Origin of the sequence: Pseudomonas sp. B20(2017) (assembly GCF_002113125.1) — a bacterium.
Classification (GTDB): domain Bacteria; phylum Pseudomonadota; class Gammaproteobacteria; order Pseudomonadales; family Pseudomonadaceae; genus Aquipseudomonas.
The window spans coordinates 177156-199863 of the sequence record NZ_NEJP01000006.1; the positions used below are offsets into that span (position 1 = coordinate 177156).

Genomic DNA, 22708 nt, shown 5'->3' on the forward strand with positions numbered 1-22708 from the left:
TCCGTGTGCGTTTACTACTGATCGAGGATGACGTGGCCCTCGGCGAGGGCATTCATCAGGCGCTGGGGCGCGAGGGCTATACCGTCGACTGGCTCAAGGACGGCAGCAGCGCCCTGCACGCCCTGCTCAGCGAAACCTTTGATCTGGCGGTGCTCGATCTCGGCCTGCCGCGCATGGACGGGCTCGAAGTCCTGCGTCGTCTGCGCGCCAGCGGTTCGAACCTGCCGGTGTTGATCCTCACCGCCCGCGATGCCACCGAAGACCGCATCGCGGGGCTGGACGCCGGCGCCGATGATTACCTGATCAAACCCTTCGACCTGGCCGAGCTCAAGGCCCGTCTGCGCGCGCTGCTGCGACGCAGCGCCGGACGCGCGCAGATGCTGATCGAGCACGCCGGCATCAGCCTCAACCCCGGCACCCAGCAAGTCAGCTATCTGGGCCAACCGGTGGTGCTCACGCCCAAGGAATATCAGTTGCTGCACGAACTGCTCTCGCCGCCGGGTCGGGTCATGACCCGCGATCACCTGACACAACTGCTCTACGGCTGGAACGAAGAAGCCGAAAGCAACACCCTTGAAGTGCACATTCATCACCTGCGCAAGAAATTCTCCACCGACCTGATTCGCACCATCCGCGGTGTGGGTTATCTGGTGGAGGAGCGTCGATGACCTCTATCCGGCGCCGCACCCTGACCCTGATCATCGGCCTGATGCTCGCCGGTCTGACCGTCCTCAGCCTGTTCAACCTGCACGACAGCAACCACGAGATCGCCGAGGTCTACGACGCTCAACTGGCGCAGAACGCACGCCTGCTGCAAGGCGTGATGCGCATGCCGTTGCCGGGGCAGGAACACGCGGATCTTTATCGGGCGTTCAACTCGGCCCTGGCTGAAGCCGTGCCCAAGGGTGACGGCCATCCCTACGAAAGAAAACTCGCCTTTCAGGTCTGGAATGCCAGGGGTGAGGTTCTGGTGCATACCGCCAGCGCGCCCTCGTTCAGCACGCCGCCGATCCAGCCAGGCTTCAGTGATGTGGTGGATTTGAACAAGCGCCACTGGCGGGCGTTTGTTCTGCAAGACAATCAGAACGGTTTGCGCATCTGGGTAGGTGAGCGCGGTGACGTGCGGGCCGATCTGGTTGACCGGATCGTTCGTCATACCCTGTGGCCGAACGTGATCGGCAGCCTGATCCTTGCGGCGATGATCTGGCTGGCCATCGGCTGGGGTCTCAAGCCTTTGGCCAACATGGCGGCGACCCTGCGCGCCCGCCACAGTGGCGCCCTCGAACCGCTGCAACTGACACCGCTGCCCAGCGAACTGGAACCGATGCAGGCCGCGCTCAACCGCATGCTCGCGCAGATTCAGGAAGTGCTGGGGCGTGAACGCCGGTTCATCGCCGACGCCGCCCACGAAATGCGCACGCCGCTGGCGGTGCTGCGGGTGCATGCGCAGAACCTGCTGGAGGCCGGTACCGAGCAGGAACGCCGCGAATCACTCGAATTTCTGATCGCCGGGGTGGATCGCACCAGCCGACTGGTCAATCAGTTGCTGACCATGGCCCGTCTCGAGCCCAAGGCCGGCGCCCCTGTCAAACAACGCATCAACCTTGGCGATACCGTGCGCAACAGTCTGGTGCAGCTCACGCCGTGGCTGCTGAGCAAGCATCTGGAACTGGCCTTCGACGTCAACGACCAACCTTTCCCTGTGCTCGCCGATGCCGCCACCATCGACATTGCCCTGAACAACCTCATCACCAACGCCGCCAACTTCTCCCCGGAGCAAGGCGTGATCAGCGTGCAATTGACCAGGGCCGACGGGTTTTACCATTTGAGCGTTGAAGATCAGGGGCCTGGAATCGATGAAGCGGATCGGGCTCGATTGTTCGAACGGTTCTACAGTCGGGGCAACCCCCAGGGTGCGGGGCTGGGACTGACCATCGTCCATACCATCGCGACCCGTCTGGGTGGGCGGATCACACTGGAAAACCGGGTCGAGGGCGGCCTGCGGGCGACGTTGTCGATTCCCGCCAGTTGAACAGGTCTTGCGAGCGTTGAGTCATGGCGCAACCATCGGCGGCGCCTTGCCTTCCAGGGCGATCGAGTCGGTATCGGAGCGCTGCACCGTCTCCGGCACCGCCACCCAAAGCAGCACCAGCGCCGCCATGGCCACCCCCGCCAACGTCAGGAACGCAGCGCTATACCCCGCCTCCTGAACCACAATCCCCGCCAGGCTATTGCTCAACGCTGCTCCCAAACCGAACACCGTTGAAATCGCCCCGAGGCTGACATTGAAATGTCCGGTGCCCAGCGTCAGGTCTTTCACCACCACCGGAAACAGCGCGCCGAAAATCCCCGCGCCGATGCCATCGAGCAACTGCACCGAAACCAGCCACCACGGATCGTTCGACAGCACATACAACACGCCACGCAGCGGCAGGATAAGGAAGCCCGCCAGCAGCAACGGCTTGCGTCCCCACAGATCGGCCTTCGCTCCCACCAGCAGCGCGACCGGCACCATCACCAGTTGTGCCGCGACGATGCAGGCGGACGTGAGTGGCGTGGCCAGCTGCAGGTTGGCCTGCGCCAGTTTCTGACTTACCAGCGGCAACATCGCCGCGTTCGCCAGATGAAACAGCGCGCAGCAGATTGCAAACATCAGCAGCGGGCGGTTGGTGAGCAACACGGAAAAGCCCGAAGGCTGCTTGCCCTGCCCCGTTGCGCTAGGCTCCAGTCCTCGGGCGAGATCGTGGTCAATGGCGTCGGCCGATACGAACGAGACGGCAATCACACTGGCCAGCGCCATGACTGCCATCAAATAAAACACCGCCACCGGGCCGAACAGGTACGCGGACAAACCGGCCAACAACGCAGCGCAGGCATTGCCCGCGTGGTTGAAGGTTTCATTGCGCCCGGTTCTTCGGGTAAACGCGCGAGGCCCGGTAATGCCAAGGGTGATCGCGCAAATGGCCGGCGCGAAAATCGAAGCGGCAGCAGCGCTGATGGCCTGCGTCAGTGCCACCAAGCTGAACGATGTCACGAACGGCAGCAACAGGCAGCTTCCGGTGACCACCAGCGCGGCAATCGCTATCAGCGCCCGTTTGAAGCGTGTGCTGTCGACCAGCGCGCCTGCCGGGGTCTGGGTGATGAGCGCGGCGATCCCGGCAATAGTCATCACCAGACCAATGCTCGCCGGCTCCCAGTGGTGAACCGCCAGCAGGTAAATCGCCAGATAGGGACCGAGGCCGTCACGCACATCGGCGAGGAAAAAATTCAGACTGTCGAGGGACAGGTTATTGCGGCGATCGAGGTGAGTGGCCACGGGAAACGTCTTCGTTGTCGAGGTTCTGCGAAATGACTCAACCTCCGCAAATCGAATGACCTTTTGCAGGGCGTTTTAGTTGCATGAAACCGCCGTCTTTACTGGCCCATCAACAACTCGCGCTCGCCTTCGCACAAGCCCACGACGTAATCCCAGACCACCCGCAACCGCACCGACTTGTGCAACTCGCGCCGCGTGCTGATCCAGTAACTGCGCTCGATGCTCTCATCCGGTAAAAGCGCCACCAGATCCGGATCCGACGCGGCCATGTAGCAAGGAAGTACGGCAATCCCCAACCCCGAGCGCGCCGCCTGCTGCTGGGCGATCACGCTGGTGCTGTGAAACACCACCCGAGGATTGCGGCAGAAGCTGTTGAGAAACATCAGCTCCTGACTGAACAGCAAATCATCGACATAGCCGATCCACGCATGCCGCCCGAGATCCTCTCGGCTGCGCAGCGGCGGCGCGTTGTCGAGATAGGCGCGGCTGGCATAGAGCGCGAGCCGGTAATCGGTGAGTTTGCGGGTGACCAGCATGTCTGCCGCCGGCCGTTCCAGGTGAATGCTGATTTCCGCCTCGCGGTTGAGGATGCTGACAAAGCGCGGCACCGCCACCAGTTCCACTTCCAGCCCCGGATAGCGTTCGAACAGCCCGATCATGCGACTGGCGAGAAACATGATGCCCAAACCTTCGGTGACACCCACGCGGATCTTGCCCAGCGGCGCCGTGGACTGGGTGATTTCTTCTTGAGCCAGCAGCGCGACGTTCTCCATGGCCTCAGCGTGCTTGAGCAGCGCCTCCCCTGCCGGGGTCATTTCGTAGCCTTGGGCGTGCTGGACGAACAGCGCGGTGCCGAGGCTTTTTTCGATGGCCTCGATATGCCGGGCGACCGTGGCGTGGGTGGTGTTCAAGCGACGGGCGGCGGTGAGCAGTCGGCCGCTGCGCTGCAACTCAAGAAAGAACCGCAGGTCGTTCCAGTCGAACATGGCTTGTCCTTGTCGGCTATCGTCAGGGAGCGCTGTTTGAAAACGCACAGCGGCTGCGCAAAAACTAACATTCTTTTGACGAAAGCTAACAACTAGGATGAGCGACAACAAAAACAATAAGCGAGGTCAGGGAATGCAGACTTCCCTTGGTGAATTCGATTACATCGTGGTCGGCGCCGGGCCGGCCGGGTGTTTGCTGGCCAATCGGCTGTCGGCGGATCCGCAGCGGCGCGTGCTGTTGCTGGAGGCCGGCGGGCGCGACAACTATCCGTGGATTCACATCCCCGTGGGTTACCTGTTCTGCATCGGCAACCCACGCACCGACTGGTGCTTCAAGACCGAAGAACAACCGGGCCTCAACGGCCGTGCGCTGAGTTATCCGCGCGGCAAGGTGCTGGGCGGCTGTTCGTCGATCAACGGCATGATCTACATGCGCGGTCAGGCCAACGACTACGACGGCTGGGCTGCCGAGGGCAATCCGGGCTGGGCCTGGAATGATGTGCTGCCGCTGTTCAAGCAGAGCGAAAACCACTTTGCCGGCGCGGCGGACTTTCATGGCGACAGGGGTGAATGGCGAGTCGAACGTCAGCGCCTGTCGTGGCCGATTCTCGACGCCTTCCGCAGCGCTGCCGAGCAAAGCGGCATCGCCAGCATCGATGACTTCAACCAGGGCGACAACGAAGGTTGCGGCTACTTTCAGGTCAATCAGAAAGCCGGGGTGCGCTGGAATGCGGCGAAGGCGTTTCTGAAGCCGATTCGCGATCGGGCCAATCTCACGGTGCTCACCGAAGTCGAGGTTGATCGCGTTCTGTTCGAAGACGGCCGCGCCTCGAAAGTCAGTGCTCGCTGGCAGGGTCAACAAAAGAGCTTCAAGGCACGCAAGGAGATCGTGTTGTGCGCAGGCTCCGTGGGCTCGCCAAGCATTCTGCAACGCTCCGGGATCGGGCCGCGTCCGCTGCTGGAAAAGCTCGGGATTGGCGTCGTGCATGGGCTGCCGGGCGTCGGCGGCAATCTGCAGGATCACCTGCAACTGCGGCTGATCTACAAACTGGAAAACGCTCGCACCCTCAACCAGATCGCCGGCAGCGTGTGGGGCAAGATGGGCATGGGCCTGCGCTATCTGTATGACCGCAGCGGGCCGTTGTCGATGGCGCCGAGTCAACTGGGCGCGTTTGCCCGTTCCGGGCCGGAACAGACCTCGGCCAATCTCGAATACCACGTGCAGCCGCTGTCGCTGGAACGCTTTGGCGAGCCGCTGCACAGCTTTCCCGCGTTCACCGCGTCGGTGTGTGATTTGCGCCCGCAGAGCCGGGGCCGGATCGAGATCCGCTCCGCCGATCCGCAAACCGCGCCGCTGATCCAGCCCAATTACCTCAGCCATCCCGAAGACCTGCGCGTGGCCGCCGACGCGATTCGCCTGACCCGGCGCATCGTCAGCGCCCCGGCCCTGCAAGCCTTCAACCCGGTGGAATACCTGCCCGGCGCCAGCCTGCAGACCGAAGAACAACTGCACGAAGCGGCGGCGAAGATCGGCACGACGATTTTCCACCCGGTCGGCACTTGCCGCATGGGCAACGACGCGGACGCCGTGGTCGATGCGCAGTTGCGCGTGCACGGCGTACCGGGGCTGCGGATTGCCGATGCGTCGATCATGCCGCGCATTACCTCGGGCAACACCTGTTCGCCTACGCTGATGATTGCTGAAAAAGCGGCACAGCTGATCCTCAACTCTTTACAAGCGACACCGATCCCTGTGGGAGCGGCGGTGCGACGATTCGACTTGCCCGCGAAAGCGGCGGATCATTCAGCAGTGAGTTGAATGGCACATCGCCTTCGGGAGCAAGCTCCCTTCCACAAATGACCCGCATCAGATTCACGGACATCGCGCATCACCCGGACACGCAACACCAGTGGAAACAACAAAAACAATCACTGTGAGGGATACCGATATGTCAGAACACGTTCAGCCTCTGGATGCCGTGCGCAGCACGGACGCCAGCCCCGATACCCGCAAGGTCATCTTCGCCTCGTCTTTGGGGACGGTGTTCGAGTGGTATGACTTCTTTCTCTACGGCGCCCTGGCAGCGGTAATCAGCAAGCAGTTTTTTGCCGGGGTCAACGACACAACGGCGTTCATCTTCGCGCTGATGGCGTTTGCCGCAGGCTTTATCGTGCGGCCGTTCGGGGCGCTGGTGTTCGGTCGGTTGGGGGACATGATCGGGCGCAAATACACGTTCCTTGCGACCATCATTCTGATGGGCGTGGCGACGTTCGCCGTGGGCCTGCTGCCGACCTACGCCAGCATCGGCATCGCCGCACCGATCATTCTGGTGATACTGCGCATGCTGCAGGGCCTGGCCCTCGGCGGCGAATACGGCGGCGCCGCGACTTACGTGGCCGAACACGCGCCGATCGGCAAGCGCGGGTTCCACACCAGCTGGATTCAATCCACCGCGACCCTTGGTCTCCTGCTGTCGCTGCTGGTGGTGCTCGGTTGCCGCTACTTCACTGGCGATCAGTTCGAAGTCTGGGGCTGGCGTATCCCGTTCCTGCTGTCGATCGTGCTGCTGGGCATTTCCACCTGGATTCGCCTGAGCCTGCACGAGTCGCCGGCCTATCTGAAGATGAAAGAGCAAGGCAAGGCCAGCAAGGCGCCGATCCGCGAATCCTTCGGCAAATGGGAAAACCTCAAGGTGGTGCTGATCGCCCTGTTCAGCATCAACGCGGGGCAAGCAGTGACCTTCTATGCCGCGCAGTTCTACGTGCTGTTCTTCCTCACCCAGTTCCTGAAAATGGACCCGGCGGTGGCCAACAGTCTGCTGATCATCAGCGTGGTGATCGGCGCGCCGTTCTTCATCATTTTCGGCTGGCTGTCGGACAAGGTCGGGCGCAAACCGGTGCTGATGCTTGGCTTGCTGCTGGCCACCGCGCTGTACTTCCCGATCTTCAAATCCCTGGCCCACTACGCCAACCCGGCCATCGACCACGCCAGCCGACAGGCACCGATTACCGTGGTGGCGGATCCGGCGACCTGCACCTTCCAGTTCGATCCGGTGGGCAAGGCCAAATTCGACAGCCCGTGCGATAAGGTCAAAACCTTCCTGGTCAAACAAGGCCTACCCTACTCCAGCGTCGCCGCGCCGGCGGGCAGCACGGTGCAAGTGAGCGTCGGCGATGTGAAACTCGACGGCTTCGACGAAGCCGCCCTGCGAGGCGCCATCACTCTGGCCGGCTACCCGCAACAGGCCGACATGCAGCAAATCAACAAACCGATGATCGTGGCCCTGATCGTCGGCCTGATCATCATCTCGGCCATGTGCTACGGTCCGCTCGCCGCGCTGATGGTCGAGCTGTTCCCGACCCGCATCCGCTACACCTCGATGTCTCTGCCATATCACATCGGCAACGGCTGGTTCGGTGGATTCCTGCCGACGGTGTCGTTTGCGCTGGTGGTGTACACCGGGGATATTTTCTACGGGCTGTGGTATCCGGTTTTGATCACCGGGGTGAGCCTGGTGGTGGGCATGATCTGTTTGCGGGAGACGAAGAATATCGACCTCGACAAGAACTGATGCAGGCTGTCGCTGACGGGGCAGTTCCTCGTCAGCGACGTACCGTGCGGCCACTCGTCGGCGCTGTAGAACTTCTCGCGGGTCCCTATTTGCTTCGGCAAAAACTCGTCTACGATAAATCAGACCAATTGACCCCACGACGCAGAAAAGCGTTCGTGGCGTGGGGGTACGAGCCTCTGGACCCGAGGATCCTCCCATGCCTGCCAGCCTGTTTTCCTTCGCCAAAAATTCGATCACCCTCGACGCCCGTCCGGATCGCCTGGATCTGCGCGATCGCCTTTTCACTCCACGGGCGCAATCACTCCCCGCCTCCTTTCCGCTGGACGAGGACATCACCGGCAAGCTGGCCGATTACCTCGGCAGGGGCATGGTGCTGTATCAGGGCAACGAAGGTGCGTGTACCGGATTCGGACTTTCGGCGGTGATCAACTACCTGTTGTGGCGGCGAGACAGTCAATCAGTGCTGACCAGCCCGCGTCAGCTCTATCACCTGGCCAAGCTCTATGATGAATGGCCGGGTGAAGACTATGCCGGTTCCAGTTGCCGTGGTGCTTTGAAGGGCTGGCACAAGCACGGTGCCTGCGAGAGAAGTCTCTGGCCCTACACCGTCGCACCGAACGGCTCGGTACCCGACTTTGAGGCACCGGCTGACAACTGGGCAGAGGATGCCGTGACGCGGCCCCTGGGTGTTTACTATCGGGTTGAAAAGGATGACATCACCGCGATGATGGCGGCGCTGTATGAAACCAATGTGCTGTATGTCTCGGCCAATGTGCACAAGGGCTGGGATCTGCCAGCCACAGGCAAACCGGGTCCCAAGGTGTTCCAGAGCACCTCCCAGCTGCCTGTCATCAAGTGGAAATCAAAAGTCGAAGGCGGCCATGCCTTCGCTCTGATCGGCTACACCCACGAAGGTTTTATCGTGCAGAACTCCTGGTCCACAGACTGGGGCTTTTCGGGCTTCGCGATCCTGACCTACGAGGACTGGCTGGCCAACGGCACCGATGCCTGGACCGTTGCCCTCGGTGTGCCGATCAAGCACGGCGTCATCACGCGCAGCACCAGACCTTCGAACAGCCGCAACGTTGTCCAGTCGGCATTTCTGGGGGCCCTGCCCTCCGCAAGCGCAAAGCGCGAGGGCATGTCACTGCTCTCCTTCGATTCTTCGATGGTTACCCGCAAGGGACCGCCCGCTCTGACCACGGATCAAGCCTATGCAATGACCGTGGTCATGGAGAACAACGGCAGCATCGGCCCGCGCCTCACCGATGTAGAGAATGTGCGCGCAGGCGTGGCCCGAATCGTCCGGGAAGCTCCGAAGGTCTGGTATGGCAATCTTCCCGACGCAACCCGGCCCGACAAGTTGCGCATCGCCGTGTTCTCCCACGGCGGGCTGAACAACGAAGCCGCCTCGATCAAGCGCATTTGTGCGATGGCCCCGTACTTTCTCGAAAACGGCATCTATCCGTTATTCGTCACCTGGCGCACCGGGGTTCTGGAAACGCTGGTGGACATCGTCAAGGACACCTTGCCCGGCTTGTTCCCCGAGGCAGGCGGCTTCGGTGACATTTTCAAAGTGGTCAAGGACAAGGCCGTCGAAGGCCTCGATCGCACGGTGGAAATGATCACCAAAAAACTCGGTGGCGACCAGTGGAGCCAGATGAAACAGAATGCCGAGGCCGCAGCGGTCAGCGGTTTCACGCCCCGTGGTCTCGTGGAAATGACCCTGAACCTGCAGGCGCTGGTCAATGATCTGGGCGCCGATAAAGTCGAACTGCACCTGATCGGACATTCGGCGGGGTCACTGATCAACGGACATCTGATTCGCCTGCTCTGGGCCAGGCACCTGCCAATTGCAACCTCGACCCTGATGGCTCCCGCGTGCACCCTCGATTTTGCCAACCAGACTTATCGCAGTGTCATCGAAGGTGGCGGACTGCAACGCGATGATTTCCACATGCACATCATGTCCGACAAGCGCGAACAGGATGACAACGTCATCGGCGTCTATCACAAATCACTGCTTTATCTCGTCTCCCGTTCCTATGAGGAGTTGCAACGCATGCCGCTGCTGGGCATGGCCAAGAGTCTGGATGGCGCGTATCAGGATTTCAGCGACCCCAAACTCAGCGAATGGAACATCGCCGCGCAAGACATGACAACTCAATGGAACGCTTTCTACTGGGACAACAACATTCCTGCCGGCTTTGCCGCGACCGGTAGTGGTCTCACGCACCCCCGGGCGTCAACCCTGCACATTTACAACGACCCGAAAATGACCTACGGGCCGCACACCAAGGCCGACACCTCGCATGGCGGATTCGATAACGATTTGAACGTGATGACCACCACACTCAAGACCATCCTAAGGCTCGACGCCGACGCCAGGCTGGATCAACCCTTCATCGACCTGGATTATTGAGCTACGGAGAGCGCTCATGGCTCCTTCAGTCATCGCGCCACCGGGCGCTCAGACGTTGCTGCACAGTGTGCAGATTCAGGCGAATGACCCCTGGTGCCCGACACCGGTAATGCTTGCCGCCGGGCAACGCTATTTCTTCCGAGCCAGCGGCCAGTGGTTCGACTGGCACGAAGAACACAACGTCAACGGCGCGGCCGTCCCGAAGCTGAAACTGTTTCTGCCACTCATCAGGTGCAAGGCACAAGGTGCCACATGGTTCACCCTGATCGGTTCGATCGACAAGGATTCGCACAGTTTTTTTCCCATCGGTGATGGCAGCCGCTGGCCGAACGGCTGGGTCGCACCGGCCAGCGGACAACTCAGGTGCTTCGCCAACGACGTGCGGTTGATGTATCGCAACAACACGGGTGCGATCACCCTGCAGGTCTGGACCTGAGCACCTTCCCTGGCGCTATGCAGAAGTGCTGAACAGTCTGGACGTAGCAGCACCCTGAGGAAGTCGTTCGGACTCAATGAATGGAGCCGGCAACGCGCCGGTTCCCGAACGTTTCTTCCGACAAAAAAGAGACTGCCGAGATGAATTACGAAAGTGAAGACGCACTGGCAAAAATCAACCTGGCCATCTGGCAACACGAGCAGCCCGCACAAAAAATGGCACCGGGCGCCGCCGGGGGATTCTTCTTTGGTTCCGATGGTGTGGATGTAGTTGCCCAAGGAGATTCCTGGTTCGACTACTTGCCAGGGGTGGACATCATCAAATGGCTCAAGCTGACATCCGGCTACAAGATCAAGAACTTCGCCACGGGCGGCGACACCCTGGAAAACATGGTGTACGGCACTGAAATCAAAGAAGGATCATGGACCCGGAAACCGACGGAATTCGTCGAGGTACTGGCAGAAATCAAACGCACGAAACCGGCGTTCTTTCTGTTTTCGGCCGGTGGCAACGACATCGCCGGGGACGAGTTCGCATCGTTTCTGAACCATGCCGACAGTTCGCCTCCTTCTCTGCTGCGAACCGCGTACGTCACCGACATCATCGACCGGGTGTTTCGAGGTGGTTACGAAGACATGATCAAGAAGGTCAAGGCTGCCAGCCCCAAGACCAGAATCATCTTCCACGGCTACGGCCGCGCCATTCCGACCGGTAAAGGTGTGGTCAACATCGGCAACTATCGCTTCATCGGACCGTGGATCCGTCCGTCGCTGACCCGCAAGAACATTCTCGACCCGCAGGTGCAGCGCAAGATCGTGGCGGACTTTATCGATCAACTCAACGTGATGCTCCAGTCAGTCGCCAACAGCTATCAAGACGTCTATTTCCTCGACCTGAGAAACTTGATCAACGACGATGACTGGATCAACGAACTGCATCTGAATGCACTCGCATACAAACGTGTGGCGCAGGTGTTCGAGAATAAAATGGACGCACTGTTATCACCGAAACTGGCGGCCATCCAGACGAAAGCCAAGGCGGTCGCACAGGCGTCGTTCCAGCTGCTTGAGCAATCGTTGGCGAGCACCCAACCGGGGGCGCCGGCCCAGGCTCATCGTGCGGCAGCTGCGCCACCACCGGCCATCAAGCACACACGAAGCCGCAAAGCAGAGTCGGCGAAAGCCAAATCGACGACCCGGCGCAAAGGCAAGTGAGCATCAACCGGCCGCCCTCTGCGGGCGGCCGGTTGCGTTCAGACCTCGGTATCCAGCAATTCGAATTTCACCTGATCAGGGTAAAACGCAACATAGTCCTTGATTTGACTGACTGATATTTTCGGATGCTCGTATGTCCACACCGCATTTGCCCCTTCATGCCCCGGAACCTGCAGACTGAAGTAATTGGCATCGCCCTTGTACGGGCAGTAGGTGGTGTGGTCGGTGCGGGCGAAGTACTTCTCGTCGATGTCTTCGCGGGGGATGTAGTAGACCGGCGGGTAATTGGCTTCGAGCAGGACCAGCGCTCGGGCCGAGGCGGCGACCTGTATGCCGTGGAATCTCACAAGCAGGCAGCCTGGCTGCTCGGCGATGGTGATGACGGGACTGGGGCCGGAAGTTTTCATCGGTTTCTCCTGACTGCGGCGAAGAGAGCGCTTCAGGTATAACCCATGCGACCGGATCACGCCGGGTTCGCAGCCGAACGGTTTTTCCGCTCATAAAAAAACGCAGCCTGTGAAGGGCTGCGTTTTTTTTGGACTCAGATCACGCGACTATATCGGTCGCCACAGCCTGCCCCACCACACCCACGGCGAAGTCCACCGCGCCCTGGCCTGTGAGGTCGATCATCAGGCTGGTCTGGTTGGTCTGTTCGAAGTAAGTGAGGATCGCGTCGCCGGCGTGCCCGGTGAAGCCGCTGACGAAGTTCAGCGTGGCCGCGCCGGTGGCGAACCCGGCGATGCCCGACAGGTCGATCTTGTCCACGCCGCTGGTGAAATCCATGATCCAGTCCGGTGCGGTCATGGTCGAGTCGCTGGCCGCGCCGAACACGAAGGTGTCCGCACCGTCACCGCCCCACAGCGAATCACCGCCGCCACCGCCGTAAATGATGTCGTTGCCCGCGCCACCGATCAGGTCGTTGGCCGCCGCGTTGCCGATCAGCAGGTCATTGCCCGAGCCACCAATCGCGTTTTCCACGGTCACGCCGTGGGCGATGGACACGTTGCCCACCAGACCGCCGACATCGGAGAACGAGCCTTCGTTGAGGTTGATCTTCTGGTTCTGGCTGAAGCCGGAGAAATCCAACGTGTCGTTGCCGCCGCCGTCCCACACTGAGAACACCACTTTGGAGGTGTTCGACGTGACGCTGTAGAAGTCGCGATCAGCGTTGGAGTTGAAGCCGTATACGGTGTTGTCGGCACGGGTCTCGAAGTTGGCGCCGTAGAGTTTCTGCACCGCGACGATGTCATCCATCAGCGGCGCCGAGGCGTAGGCGCCGCTGCCGTCCTTGCTGAAGTTCTGGTCGGTGTTGGCTTCGCTCCAGTAGCTCATCAGGCTGTAGCCGCGGGTGTCTTCGGCGTATTTGGCGTCGCCGTAGGTCGGGTTGCCGTTGCCGGCGTTGTAGGCGCCCGGGTGCGACAGGCCGAGGGTGTGGCCGATTTCGTGGGTCAGGGTCTGACGCCCGTAGTTGTTGGTGTCCGGGGTCTTGTTGACCTGGTACTGATCGTTGATCAGGTACCACGACTGGCCGTCGTAGCTGCTGCCCTGCGGCAGATAGGCGAACGCAGCGCCGCCGGTGCTGACATCGTAGTTGCCGAAGGTCATGTGACCGTCGCCACCCTTGCCTTCGGTGAAGGTCACGTTGGCCACGTCCGACCACGATTGCATCGCCAGCACGGCCTGCGCTTTCTGCTGGGCGCTGAACTCGCTGAAGTTGCCGAGTTTCGGGTTGTAGTTCGACGGTTTGTCGGTCAGGAAGGTGTAGGTCAGATCAATCTTGCCGTCGGCATTCTTGTCCTGCCACGACATGCCCTTGCGCAGGATTTCGTCGGCAGCCTGGTCGGCGGTGAACGACGGCTTGCCGTTGACGGTCCCGGTGCCACGGTCGTACAGGTGGCTGAAGGTGTCGACGGCGGTGAAGGCGCTGCTGGCCTGGGAGGAAGGTTGCGACATGGTGTACGTCCTTGTTTCTAAAGAGTCAGTGTCAGACAGAAAAGCGGCGATCTTCTGGCGAGATCGTCCTGTCACTCGCCCTGTGAGGCAGATTGAACCTGCCACAGCCGCCAACGGGGGCGCTAATCAATTTCTCGATAGCGTCCCGGATTGCCACGACGCGGGCTGTCATGACCGGCAATCTTTTTATCTGTATATCCATACAGATAAAAGTTGCCCGTTCGCCCGAGTCAGGCCATCCTGTACGCCTCTTCGGGCAATGATCGACGACGGTGGATATGCGGCTGTACCTCTGTGAAAAACCTTCCCAGGCCAAGGATATTGCGGCCGTGCTCGGCGCAAAGCGTCGCGGCGATGGCTGCTGGCTGGGAACGGACGTCACGGTGACCTGGTGCATCGGCCACTTGCTGGAAACCGCCCCGCCGGATGCCTACGACGCCAAATACAAACGCTGGGTGCTGACCGACCTGCCGATCATCCCCGACAAGTGGAAAATGACCGTCAAGCCGCGTACCGCCAGCCAGTACAAGGCGGTCAAGCGCCTGCTCGGCGAGGCCAGCGAACTGATCATCGCCACCGACGCCGACCGTGAAGGCGAGATGATCGCGCGTGAGCTGGTTGAGCACTGTCGCTATCGCGGGCCGATCCGCCGCTTGTGGCTGTCGGCGCTGGACGAAGCCTCGATTCGCAAGGCGTTAGCGGCGCTCAAACCGGGGGCTGAAACCTTCAGCCTGTATCACTCGGCACTGGGGCGCTCGCGGGCGGACTGGCTGATCGGGATGAACATGAGTCGCCTGTTCACCCTGCTCGGCCGGCAATCGGGCTATCAAGGCGTGTTGCCGGTGGGCCGGGTACAAACACCGACCCTGCGGCTGGTGGTGGATCGCGACCGCAGCATCGCCGATTTCGTACCGGTCGCGTACTGGGCCATCGACGTGCAACTGCTGCATCACGGCACGCCGTTCATGGCGCAATGGCGTGCACCGAACGATGCCTGTGACGATCAGGATCGCTGCCTGAATCAGGCCCTCGCCCAGCAAGCGGCCGCCGCCATCAGCAGCGCTGCCAGCGCCCGGGTGGTCAAGCTGCGCACCGAACGCATGCGCGAAGTGGCGCCCCTGCCCTTCGATCTGGGCACCTTGCAGGAAGTCTGCTCGAAGAAACTCGGCCTCGGTGCCCAGGAAACCCTCGACATTGCCCAGGCCCTCTACGAAACCTACAAAGTCATCACCTACCCGCGCAGCGATTGCGGCTACCTGCCCCTGAGCCAGCACAGCGAGGCGCCGGGGATTCTCGCGGCGTTGCGTCAGGCCGACCCGAGCCTGGAAGCCTTGCGCGATCACCTGGAGCCGCAACGCCGCTCCCGCGCCTGGAACGACGCCAAGGTCAGCGCCCACCACGGCATCATCCCGACCGCTGCCGCGAAAAATCTCGAACGCCTGACCGGCAAGCACCGCGCGGTCTACACGCTGATTCGCGCGCGTTATCTGGCGCAGTTCCTGCCCAATCACGAATACGATCGCACCCAGACCGATTTCGATTGCGCCGGGGAAGCCTTGCGCGCGGTTGGCAAGCAGATCATCGAGCCGGGCTGGAAACGCGCGTTGCCCGAAGCGCTGGCCCCGGCCAAGGGTCGTGAAGCCCCCGCGCCACAGACATTGCCCACGCTGACCCAAGGCGCCGAGTGCGCCATCGCGGACGTGAAACTCAAGGACCTGTGGACGCAGCCGCCAAAACCCTACACCGAAGGCGACCTGATCAAGGCGATGAAGAACGTCGCCAAACTGGTGGAAGATCCGCTGCTCAAGCAGAAGCTCAAGGACACCACCGGCATCGGCACCGAAGCCACCCGCGCCTCGATCATTCAAGGGCTGCTGGATCGCGGTTATCTGGTGAAGAACGGCAAGGCCCTGTCCGCCACACCCGCCGCGTTCAGCCTGATCGACGCCGTGCCGCGCGCAATTGCCGACCCCGGCACCACGGCGATCTGGGAGCAGGCGCTGGACATGGTGCAGAGCGGCGAGATGAGTCTTGAAGAGTTCGTCACCAAACAGGCCGCGTGGATGAGCAAGCAAGTGACCCGATGCGCCGGGCTGAGTCTGACCATCAGTGGCCCGCCACCTGCCGGCAAGGCCGCTGCGCCATGGAAGAACAAACGCAAGTCCACTCGGCGCAAAACCACCGGAACCAGCAAGCGTGCGGTGAAACCGGCAGCCAAATAGCCCGCTACGCGCTACTGTTTCTGCAGTGATGGTCAGGAGGCAGCCGCATGTCTGTCATCGAACTGCGTGTCGCCCGGCGCGACGAACTGGATACCCTCGAAAACCTGATGCAGTTCTACACCTACGACTTCAGCGAGTGGCTGCCGCTGAAGCTCGGTGGCCATGGTTTCTTTCCGATCCAGTTGAAAGGCGATTACTGGCGCCAGCCGGCGACCCGGCCGTTCCTGATCCATGTGGACGGCGAACTGGCGGGGTTCGTGACCGTGGATGACCACATCCTCATCGAAGGCGCCGACTACAACATCGGCTACTTCTTCGTCAGCCGGCGCTGGCGTGGCCAAGGCGTCGCGCAGTTTGTCGCCTCTGCCCTCTTGAGCCACTTGCCCGGTCGATGGCAGATTTTCCATGTCGACGCCAACCGGCCTGCACAGCGGTTCTGGGCCCGGCTCATCCCCGAGCTGAGCGGCGGCGACTTTACCCGCCAGACCAAAACAGTGGACGGCTATCCCTGCACGTTCTACTGCCTGCGCAGCCTTTCTCCCGCTGCCTGAAAGGCGCTTTTTTCATTCCAGAATGACTTTGTCCGACAATATGTAGTGACCAAAAATAATCACTACAAAACCGTTGACGGCGTCGTTTGGCTTTTGCATGATGCAGACGTCTCCCCGATCGGGAGCACTGGCAACACGCTTGAGCAAGCTCGTCTGACCGCCGAGCTGTTTTTTCCGGATACACGCTGCCCACAAGGCAGATTGAAGAAGCTGACCTGGCCTGAACGTCCAGTACAAGGACGAGAAGCGCTGGCGAAAATTCTCAAGACGCTTGTGGTCGACCGTAAAAACGTCGTCAAGGAGCCTCCCGGTTTTCGCTGCTTCTCCTCGTTGTGACGCTATTGCGTAGCAGTTATTCAACACGACTACATGCAACAGACGCATGACCCCGTACTTCACACGGGCGACCGCTGACGTCCTGGTTTCGGTGCCAGGGATCAACTAACCGATGGGCTACCTGTATTAGCGAATCAACTTTGAAAGATCACCAGACTGGTCAAGGGGCAATATCATGAATCTGAACAATCAACCTACTATCGAAGAACTGGCTCGTATGTTCGCTGCGCAAAAAGACAGCCACGACAGCCATATTCTGTGGATCAGCAAGTCGGGTCAGGTCCATATCGACTGCCTGTCGCCCCATGCTGGTGAAGAAGAGTTCGACCGGAACAACCAGAACCTGCTGGCCCGCCTGAAGATGTACCGCCGCGGCCACGGCTATGTCGGCAAGAAAGCCGCGGCCGACAAGGACTTCATCGGTAATGTTCTGCAGACGCTGAAACAGGCGTGGGACTCGATGCAGAACAACAACGAAGTTCGGGTGATTGATCGGTTCTGCTGATCGGCGAATCAACTTCTCTTGATTGCAAATGAAAACCGCCCCTTTCAAAGGGGCGGTTTTTTTTCGGGGCGGGGAAACGCAACTTCTGAAAGAGGCGCCGGCAGTATCACGGGCACATGGCGCCCCACGGTGGTCTGGACAACCTGAATAAAGGCACGTACATCCTGCCCGACCAACAGCCTCGGCTCATGGGGATCGTTAGCGAAGAAGTTTTCCCAGTGCCCGATCAGCACCATTCGTGGGCGATGTCGCTCCAGTACTCGCTGAGGGTAGTGAGGCACTTGTATCCACGATGACGCGCAGAGGATTTCGACATCAATGGCCTTTTTATCGGCGAAATCCGGCACGAACCCAAACGGCGGCGTAGCTGCAGAATCCTGATAGTGAATTCGGTAAACCGGTTCTCCTTTATCGTCCATCAGGTCGATCACCCAGGCCAGGCTCTGACCGGGCTTCCAGCGCCACAGTGAGAGTTCCGGTTTTGTCAGGTCCTGACGGTATCCGCCGGGTATCAAATTCAGGCCGGCGACATGACCGGCATGCTCGCTCTCGATCGGCATGACCCGAATGTGCCCTCCCTCTGACGTTATCCATTCCCCCTCTCGCATAAGTGGGCCGGATTCGCCAGGCTTCCTCAATCGGGCCATTTTTCCTGGCGGCACATCAACGACCTGGACCTCATTCAAGCCATCAAAGCCATGCAGAATATGTTTGACCGTTTCCGATCCATAGATTGTGGCGCCCGGCATGTAGTGCTCCACAATCCACGGCACATCAAGCAAATGATCGTAGTGACCATGCCCCACCAGCATCATCTGCACATCGCCAAAACCACGTACTTCGCGCATGGCCTTGTCGATCTTTCGTTCATTGGCCAGAACCAGCGGTGAAGGAACCCCTCGCAATCCAAACAATCCAGGATTGCTGAAGGAAGGCGCCAGCATCAGGCCCTCTCCCTTCCAGTGAAGCAACCACCCGCCGACGCCGAGGAATTGAATGTGCGGTTGGGTGAGATTGTGTTCATTGGAGACCCGAAGATCCTGCACTGACGGATCCTTCGTGCAAGCCACCAGCACAATCAGCACGATCACTAAACACAGGCGCATCACTGCGTTCCTCCCTGAGGCTACTGCAAGCCTAGCGGAGGAACCTTCAGCTATCGAACGGCAACCCCAGAACCAGATTCATGAACGCCACCGATGCCGCACTGTGATAATTGTTCTGGCGCCGCAACAACGCCGCTCCCCGCTGCGGTGCCTCGCTCTGGACATGCAACCGGCGCAATGCCCGGTCCTCGGTCGCAATCGCCTCCGGCAACATGGTCGCAATCGGCGCATGCCGGATCACTTCCAGCAACGTACTCACCGAATTCACCTCGATCTGCACTTTGGGCGTGATGCCGTGCTGACGGAAATACTCGTCAATTGACAACCGCGTGATGAAGTCCGGCGCCAACAGGGCGAAATCCAACTGCGCAATGTCATCCGGTGTCAGCACCGATGAGCTGTCGTACAGCGGATGCTCGCGCCCGACCATCACCCCCAACGTCTCGACAAACGCCGGGATGCATTCAATGTCCGGATTGCGCACCGGGGTAAAGGCAATCGCGATATCCAGCGAGTCATCCGCCAGCCCGGCCTCGATGTCATCCATCGACAACTCGAAAATCTCCAGGTGAATCCCCGGATACCGCGCCACGTAATCGCGCACCAACGGCCCCACCAGATACGCCATGAACGTCGGTGTCATGGCCAGCCGCAACGAGCCTCGGGACAGATCCTTCACGTCATGCAACGCGCGCTTGCCCGCCTCCAGCTCCACCAGCACCCGTCGCGCGCATTCGATATAGGCCTGACCGGCATCAGTGGGCTTCACCGAACGCGAGGTGCGGTCGAACAAATCCACACCGAGGCTTTCTTCCAGTTGGCGGATCTGTTGCGACAGAGTCGGCTGCGACACATGCAGCGCCTCGGCCGCCCGGGTGAAGCCGCCGTGATCGGCCACGGCCAGCAGGTATCGCAAGTGTCGCAGCAGCATGGAACGCTCCATCTATAGGCAGTACTTATGCTTTGCATTGTATATCGATCTTGGACGCTATGGATCAATCGGCAGAAGATGAGCCCATACAGCAAGCCAACCCCGAAAGGAGAAACACCATGCAATCCCAAGCCTACAACGACAGCCGCATCGCCCTGACCACCCGCACCCTGGATGCCAAGGCACAGAAGAACCTGTCGTGGCAGGATCTGGCCGACGGCACCGGCCTGAGCCTGGCCTATGTCACCGCCGCCCTCCTCGGCCAGCATCCACTGCCGAAAGCCGCGGCCGAAGTGGTTGGCGACAAGCTTGAGCTGAGCGCCGAAGACGTCGCCGCCCTGCAAATCATCCCGCTGCGCGGCAGCCTCGACGGTGTGCCGACCGACCCGACCATCTACCGTTTCCACGAGATGATCCAGATCTACGGCACCACCCTCAAAGCCCTGGTTCACGAGCAGTTCGGCGACGGCATCATCAGCGCGATCAACTTCAAGCTCGACATCAAGAAAGTCGAAGACCCTGAAGGCGGTTCCCGCGCCGTGGTCACCCTCGACGGCAAGTTCCTCCCGCTGCGTCCGTTCTGATTCCTCCGGGCCCGCCCATCGCGTGCGGGCCCATCCAAAACCTGAATTGCCAAGTCGTCACCACATCTGTCTGGAGGCTGCCCCATGCAAAAAATTCTGTTGACCCTGGCCCTGCTCGCCGGCCTTGCCGCCCAGGCTCAGGCTGATGAAGAGGCCGTCGCCTACCGCTATGGCATGTCTCTGGACATCGCTGAAGTCGTGAGCATCACCCCGGTCGCCGACATCTGCGGCGTGGTGCCGGTCGAGATGACGTACCTCGACAGCCACGGCGCAAAACACATTCTTCAATACAGCGAATTCGGCACCGGCTGTTCGAACTGAGAGGACACACCATGAAAAACCTGATCGAAGGCTTCCTGAAGTTCCAGAACGAAGCGTTTCCACAACGCACCGAGCTGTTCAAACATCTGGCGACCACCCAAACCCCGGGCACATTGTTCATCACTTGCTCCGACAGCCGCGTCGTCCCGGAACTGCTGACCCAGCAAGAACCCGGCGAGCTGTTCGTTATCCGTAACGCCGGCAATATCGTGCCGTCCTACAGCCCGCATCCGGGCGGGGTTTCAGCGACGGTGGAATACGCGGTGGCCGTGCTCGGCGTGACCGACATCGTGATCTGCGGACACTCCGACTGCGGCGCCATGACTGCCATCGCCCAGTGCAAATGCATGGATCACCTGCCCGCCGTCAGCGGCTGGCTGCAACACGCCGAGTCGGCGAAAGTGGTCAACGAATCGCGGCCACACGCCAATGACGCAGCCAAGCTGAGTTCGATGGTGCGGGAAAACGTGATTGCGCAACTGGCGAACATCCAGACTCACCCGAGCGTGCGCCTGGCCCAGGAGAAAGGCCTGCTGAATCTGCACGGCTGGGTGTACGACATCGAGACCGGCTCGATCGACGCGCTGAGTGCCGACCGTCGCACCTTCGTCTCGCTGGCCGAGCAACCGTCGACGTGCGCGGTGTACGGTCAGGCAGTCGATGCTGCTTGAAAACACAACGCCGCGCCCGTCATTGCGACGGACGCGGCGTTGTTCTGTTCAGCGTTTTACGCCCAGATCGATTTGCGTCATGCGGCTGCGTACGGTGAACACTCCGTCGCCGGAGAGGATCGCGCTGCGGGCAAACAACCGCCCGCTTTCCCAGTTCGAAAGCCCCAGTTCCGGCTTGTTCAGCGCGTACTGACCATCGACCCAACGGGTGATGCCGTTGCCCACGAACGGCGCGTTGACCGCGCTGTAGAAACGCTCCTGAACCGCTGCGTCTTCGCTGATCAGCGACACCGTGAACTGTGGGCTGTAACGGTTGAACAGCGCGATGGCCTGATCCAGATCGTCGACAATCATCAGGCTGGTTTCCGGGGTTTCTTCCCATTCCCACTCGCGGCCCAATTGCGCTTCGGGCAGCGGTTCGGCCAAGGCTTCGGTCTGGTAACCCTCGGCGCGATAGACCTCGACCGTCGCGTTCTGCCAGTCGCCCGGCAGGTAACTTTCGCTGCCTTCGACGATGTGCAATTTGCAGCCCTGACCGCGCGCGGTACCGGCCTGCTGCAAGGCGTCGAGGAACAACGGCACCAGTTCGGCAGCACGGTCGCGCTGGATCAGGCAGACGTTGAGTGTGTTGCAGACCTTGCGATCCAGCGAGTTGCGCACCACAGCGGCGAAGCGTGTGGCGTCGGCATCACGATCAGCGATCAGCCACGCACCACCGGTGCCGTGCAGGCTGACGGCGGTGCCGGCCTGCTGGGCGATGCTGCCCAGTTGACTGACCGCACGGCCAGAACCACGGGCCACCGCCAGCGACAGACGCCGGTCGGCGAACATCGCCCAACCGGCGGCGTGGTTGACGCTCTCCACCAGCGACACCGCACCCGCCGGCAGACCGGCGTCGGCCAGCGCCGGGTTCAAGGCGTGGGTGACGATGGCTTGCGCGGTGCCCAATGCATCGCTGCCAATCCGCAGAACGGCGGTGTTGCCGGTGCGCAGCACGCCAGCGGCGTCAGCGAAAACATTCGGCCGGCCTTCGAACACGAACGCGACGATACCCAGCGGCGACACCACTTGTTCGACCTTCCAGCCGTCGTGCTCGACGCTGCTGATCACTTTGCCGCGGGTGGCCGGCGCATCACGCCAGGCACGCAGGCCTGCGATCATGTCGCGGCGCATGCGCTCGTCGGCGAGCAACCGGGTAGTGGAACGACCGCGCGCCTTGGCCCGTTCGATGTCGGCGAGGTTGGCGGTTTCGATCAGCGCCCAGGCGTCCGGGTTTTCCAGACGTTGAGCGAACAGATCAAAGAAGCGGCTGATGGCCTCATCCGGCACAGCGGACAACGCAGTAAACGCCGCCGATGCACGCTCTATCGCCACCGACGCTGCTTGTTGATCCACCACCGGAATCAGCAACAGCTCGCCGCTCACCTGCTCCACCAGCAGGTGGTCGCCGGGTCGGAAACGCTCGGCCAGTTCGGGGCTGACCACGGTGACGCGGTTACCGGCGAAAGGGATAGGCGTGCCAGCGACGAGACGTTCGAGCGCGAGAGACATGGAGCGGATTCACCATATTGAGGGCGGCCGG

General features: G+C 60.9%; 21 protein-coding genes. 13 read left to right on the forward strand and 8 right to left on the reverse strand.

Annotated features, from left to right (window positions below; translation table 11 throughout):
• The first annotated feature begins 5 nt into the window (after positions 1-5).
• Entirely contained in the window at positions 6-668 is a 663-nt protein-coding gene (locus tag CAF63_RS11065; protein ID WP_085687674.1) for a response regulator, read from the forward strand.
• Complete coding sequence (locus tag CAF63_RS11070) at positions 665-2032, forward strand: ATP-binding protein (protein WP_085687671.1); 1368 nt, start codon at positions 665-667, stop codon at positions 2030-2032. The genes CAF63_RS11065 and CAF63_RS11070 overlap by 4 nt, the downstream gene beginning before the upstream one ends.
• Positions 2033-2053: 21 nt before the next feature.
• Here CAF63_RS11070 and CAF63_RS11075 read toward each other — a convergent pair whose 3' ends face one another.
• Together CAF63_RS11075 and CAF63_RS11080 are read right to left on the reverse strand one after the other, a co-directional pair.
• Positions 2054-3316 (reverse strand): MFS transporter, encoded by a 1263-nt coding sequence (locus CAF63_RS11075; protein ID WP_085687669.1) that lies wholly within the window; start codon positions 3314-3316, stop codon positions 2054-2056.
• 98 nt (positions 3317-3414) lie between these two features.
• Entirely contained in the window at positions 3415-4302 is an 888-nt protein-coding gene (locus tag CAF63_RS11080; protein ID WP_039767081.1) for a LysR family transcriptional regulator, read from the reverse strand.
• Between the two features lie 133 nt (positions 4303-4435).
• Here CAF63_RS11080 and CAF63_RS11085 point away from each other — a divergent pair, with 133 nt between their 5' ends.
• From CAF63_RS11085 to CAF63_RS11105, 5 genes are all read left to right on the forward strand, one after another.
• On the forward strand, positions 4436-6121 hold the full coding sequence (locus CAF63_RS11085) for a GMC family oxidoreductase (protein ID WP_085687667.1): 1686 nt from the start codon (positions 4436-4438) through the stop codon (positions 6119-6121).
• Between the two features lie 130 nt (positions 6122-6251).
• The gene (locus CAF63_RS11090; protein ID WP_085687665.1) at positions 6252-7874 is read left to right on the forward strand and encodes an MFS transporter; all 1623 of its coding nucleotides are present in this window, start codon (positions 6252-6254) and stop codon (positions 7872-7874) included.
• Between the two features lie 196 nt (positions 7875-8070).
• Entirely contained in the window at positions 8071-10296 is a 2226-nt protein-coding gene (locus CAF63_RS11095) for a C1 family peptidase (protein ID WP_085687663.1), read from the forward strand.
• 16 nt (positions 10297-10312) lie between these two features.
• A complete protein-coding gene (locus CAF63_RS11100; RefSeq protein ID WP_085687661.1) occupies positions 10313-10732 on the forward strand; it encodes a hypothetical protein in 420 nt (139 codons plus the stop codon).
• Positions 10733-10872: 140 nt separating this feature from the next.
• Positions 10873-11946: an SGNH/GDSL hydrolase family protein gene (locus CAF63_RS11105; RefSeq protein ID WP_158090786.1), complete on the forward strand. Its 1074-nt coding sequence runs from the start codon at positions 10873-10875 to the stop codon at positions 11944-11946.
• Positions 11947-11984: 38 nt separating this feature from the next.
• Here CAF63_RS11105 and CAF63_RS11110 read toward each other — a convergent pair whose 3' ends face one another.
• Positions 11985-12353 carry a DUF427 domain-containing protein gene (locus CAF63_RS11110; RefSeq protein ID WP_085687657.1) on the reverse strand — a complete coding sequence of 123 codons (369 nt, stop codon included), beginning with the start codon at positions 12351-12353 and terminating at the stop codon, positions 11985-11987.
• Positions 12354-12492: 139 nt separating this feature from the next.
• The gene (locus CAF63_RS11115) at positions 12493-13899 is read right to left on the reverse strand and encodes a serralysin family metalloprotease (RefSeq protein WP_085687655.1); all 1407 of its coding nucleotides are present in this window, start codon (positions 13897-13899) and stop codon (positions 12493-12495) included.
• A gap of 278 nt (positions 13900-14177) precedes the next feature.
• On the opposite strand from CAF63_RS11115, the gene CAF63_RS11120 reads away from it, so the two are divergent.
• Positions 14178-16121: a DNA topoisomerase III gene (locus CAF63_RS11120; protein ID WP_085687653.1), complete on the forward strand. Its 1944-nt coding sequence runs from the start codon at positions 14178-14180 to the stop codon at positions 16119-16121.
• Between the two features lie 47 nt (positions 16122-16168).
• Positions 16169-16672, forward strand: a complete 504-nt coding sequence (locus CAF63_RS11125; RefSeq protein ID WP_085687651.1) for a GNAT family N-acetyltransferase — start codon at positions 16169-16171, stop codon at positions 16670-16672.
• Positions 16673-16684: 12 nt separating this feature from the next.
• Here the strand turns inward: CAF63_RS11125 and CAF63_RS11130 are convergent, their stop codons facing one another.
• Positions 16685-17056 carry a hypothetical protein gene (locus tag CAF63_RS11130; RefSeq protein ID WP_085687649.1) on the reverse strand — a complete coding sequence of 124 codons (372 nt, stop codon included), beginning with the start codon at positions 17054-17056 and terminating at the stop codon, positions 16685-16687.
• Positions 17057-17183: 127 nt separating this feature from the next.
• Here CAF63_RS11130 and CAF63_RS11135 point away from each other — a divergent pair, with 127 nt between their 5' ends.
• The gene (locus CAF63_RS11135; protein ID WP_011334739.1) at positions 17184-17513 is read left to right on the forward strand and encodes a hypothetical protein; all 330 of its coding nucleotides are present in this window, start codon (positions 17184-17186) and stop codon (positions 17511-17513) included.
• A 44-nt stretch (positions 17514-17557) separates the two neighbouring features.
• On the opposite strand, the gene CAF63_RS11140 is transcribed toward CAF63_RS11135, so the two are convergent.
• A complete protein-coding gene (locus CAF63_RS11140) occupies positions 17558-18619 on the reverse strand; it encodes an MBL fold metallo-hydrolase (RefSeq protein ID WP_085687647.1) in 1062 nt (353 codons plus the stop codon).
• A gap of 46 nt (positions 18620-18665) precedes the next feature.
• Positions 18666-19550 (reverse strand): transcriptional regulator CynR, encoded by an 885-nt coding sequence (gene cynR, locus CAF63_RS11145; protein WP_085687645.1) that lies wholly within the window; start codon positions 19548-19550, stop codon positions 18666-18668.
• A 119-nt stretch (positions 19551-19669) separates the two neighbouring features.
• Here cynR and cynS point away from each other — a divergent pair, with 119 nt between their 5' ends.
• From cynS to CAF63_RS11160, 3 genes are all read left to right on the forward strand, one after another.
• Positions 19670-20134: a cyanase gene (cynS, locus tag CAF63_RS11150; RefSeq protein ID WP_085654242.1), complete on the forward strand. Its 465-nt coding sequence runs from the start codon at positions 19670-19672 to the stop codon at positions 20132-20134.
• A gap of 84 nt (positions 20135-20218) precedes the next feature.
• Entirely contained in the window at positions 20219-20455 is a 237-nt protein-coding gene (locus CAF63_RS11155; protein ID WP_085687643.1) for a DUF2790 domain-containing protein, read from the forward strand.
• An 11-nt stretch (positions 20456-20466) separates the two neighbouring features.
• Positions 20467-21126 (forward strand): carbonic anhydrase, encoded by a 660-nt coding sequence (locus CAF63_RS11160; RefSeq protein ID WP_007950573.1) that lies wholly within the window; start codon positions 20467-20469, stop codon positions 21124-21126.
• Between the two features lie 48 nt (positions 21127-21174).
• Here the strand turns inward: CAF63_RS11160 and CAF63_RS11165 are convergent, their stop codons facing one another.
• The gene (locus tag CAF63_RS11165) at positions 21175-22677 is read right to left on the reverse strand and encodes an aldehyde dehydrogenase family protein (RefSeq protein ID WP_085687641.1); all 1503 of its coding nucleotides are present in this window, start codon (positions 22675-22677) and stop codon (positions 21175-21177) included.
• Positions 22678-22708 lie beyond the last annotated feature (31 nt).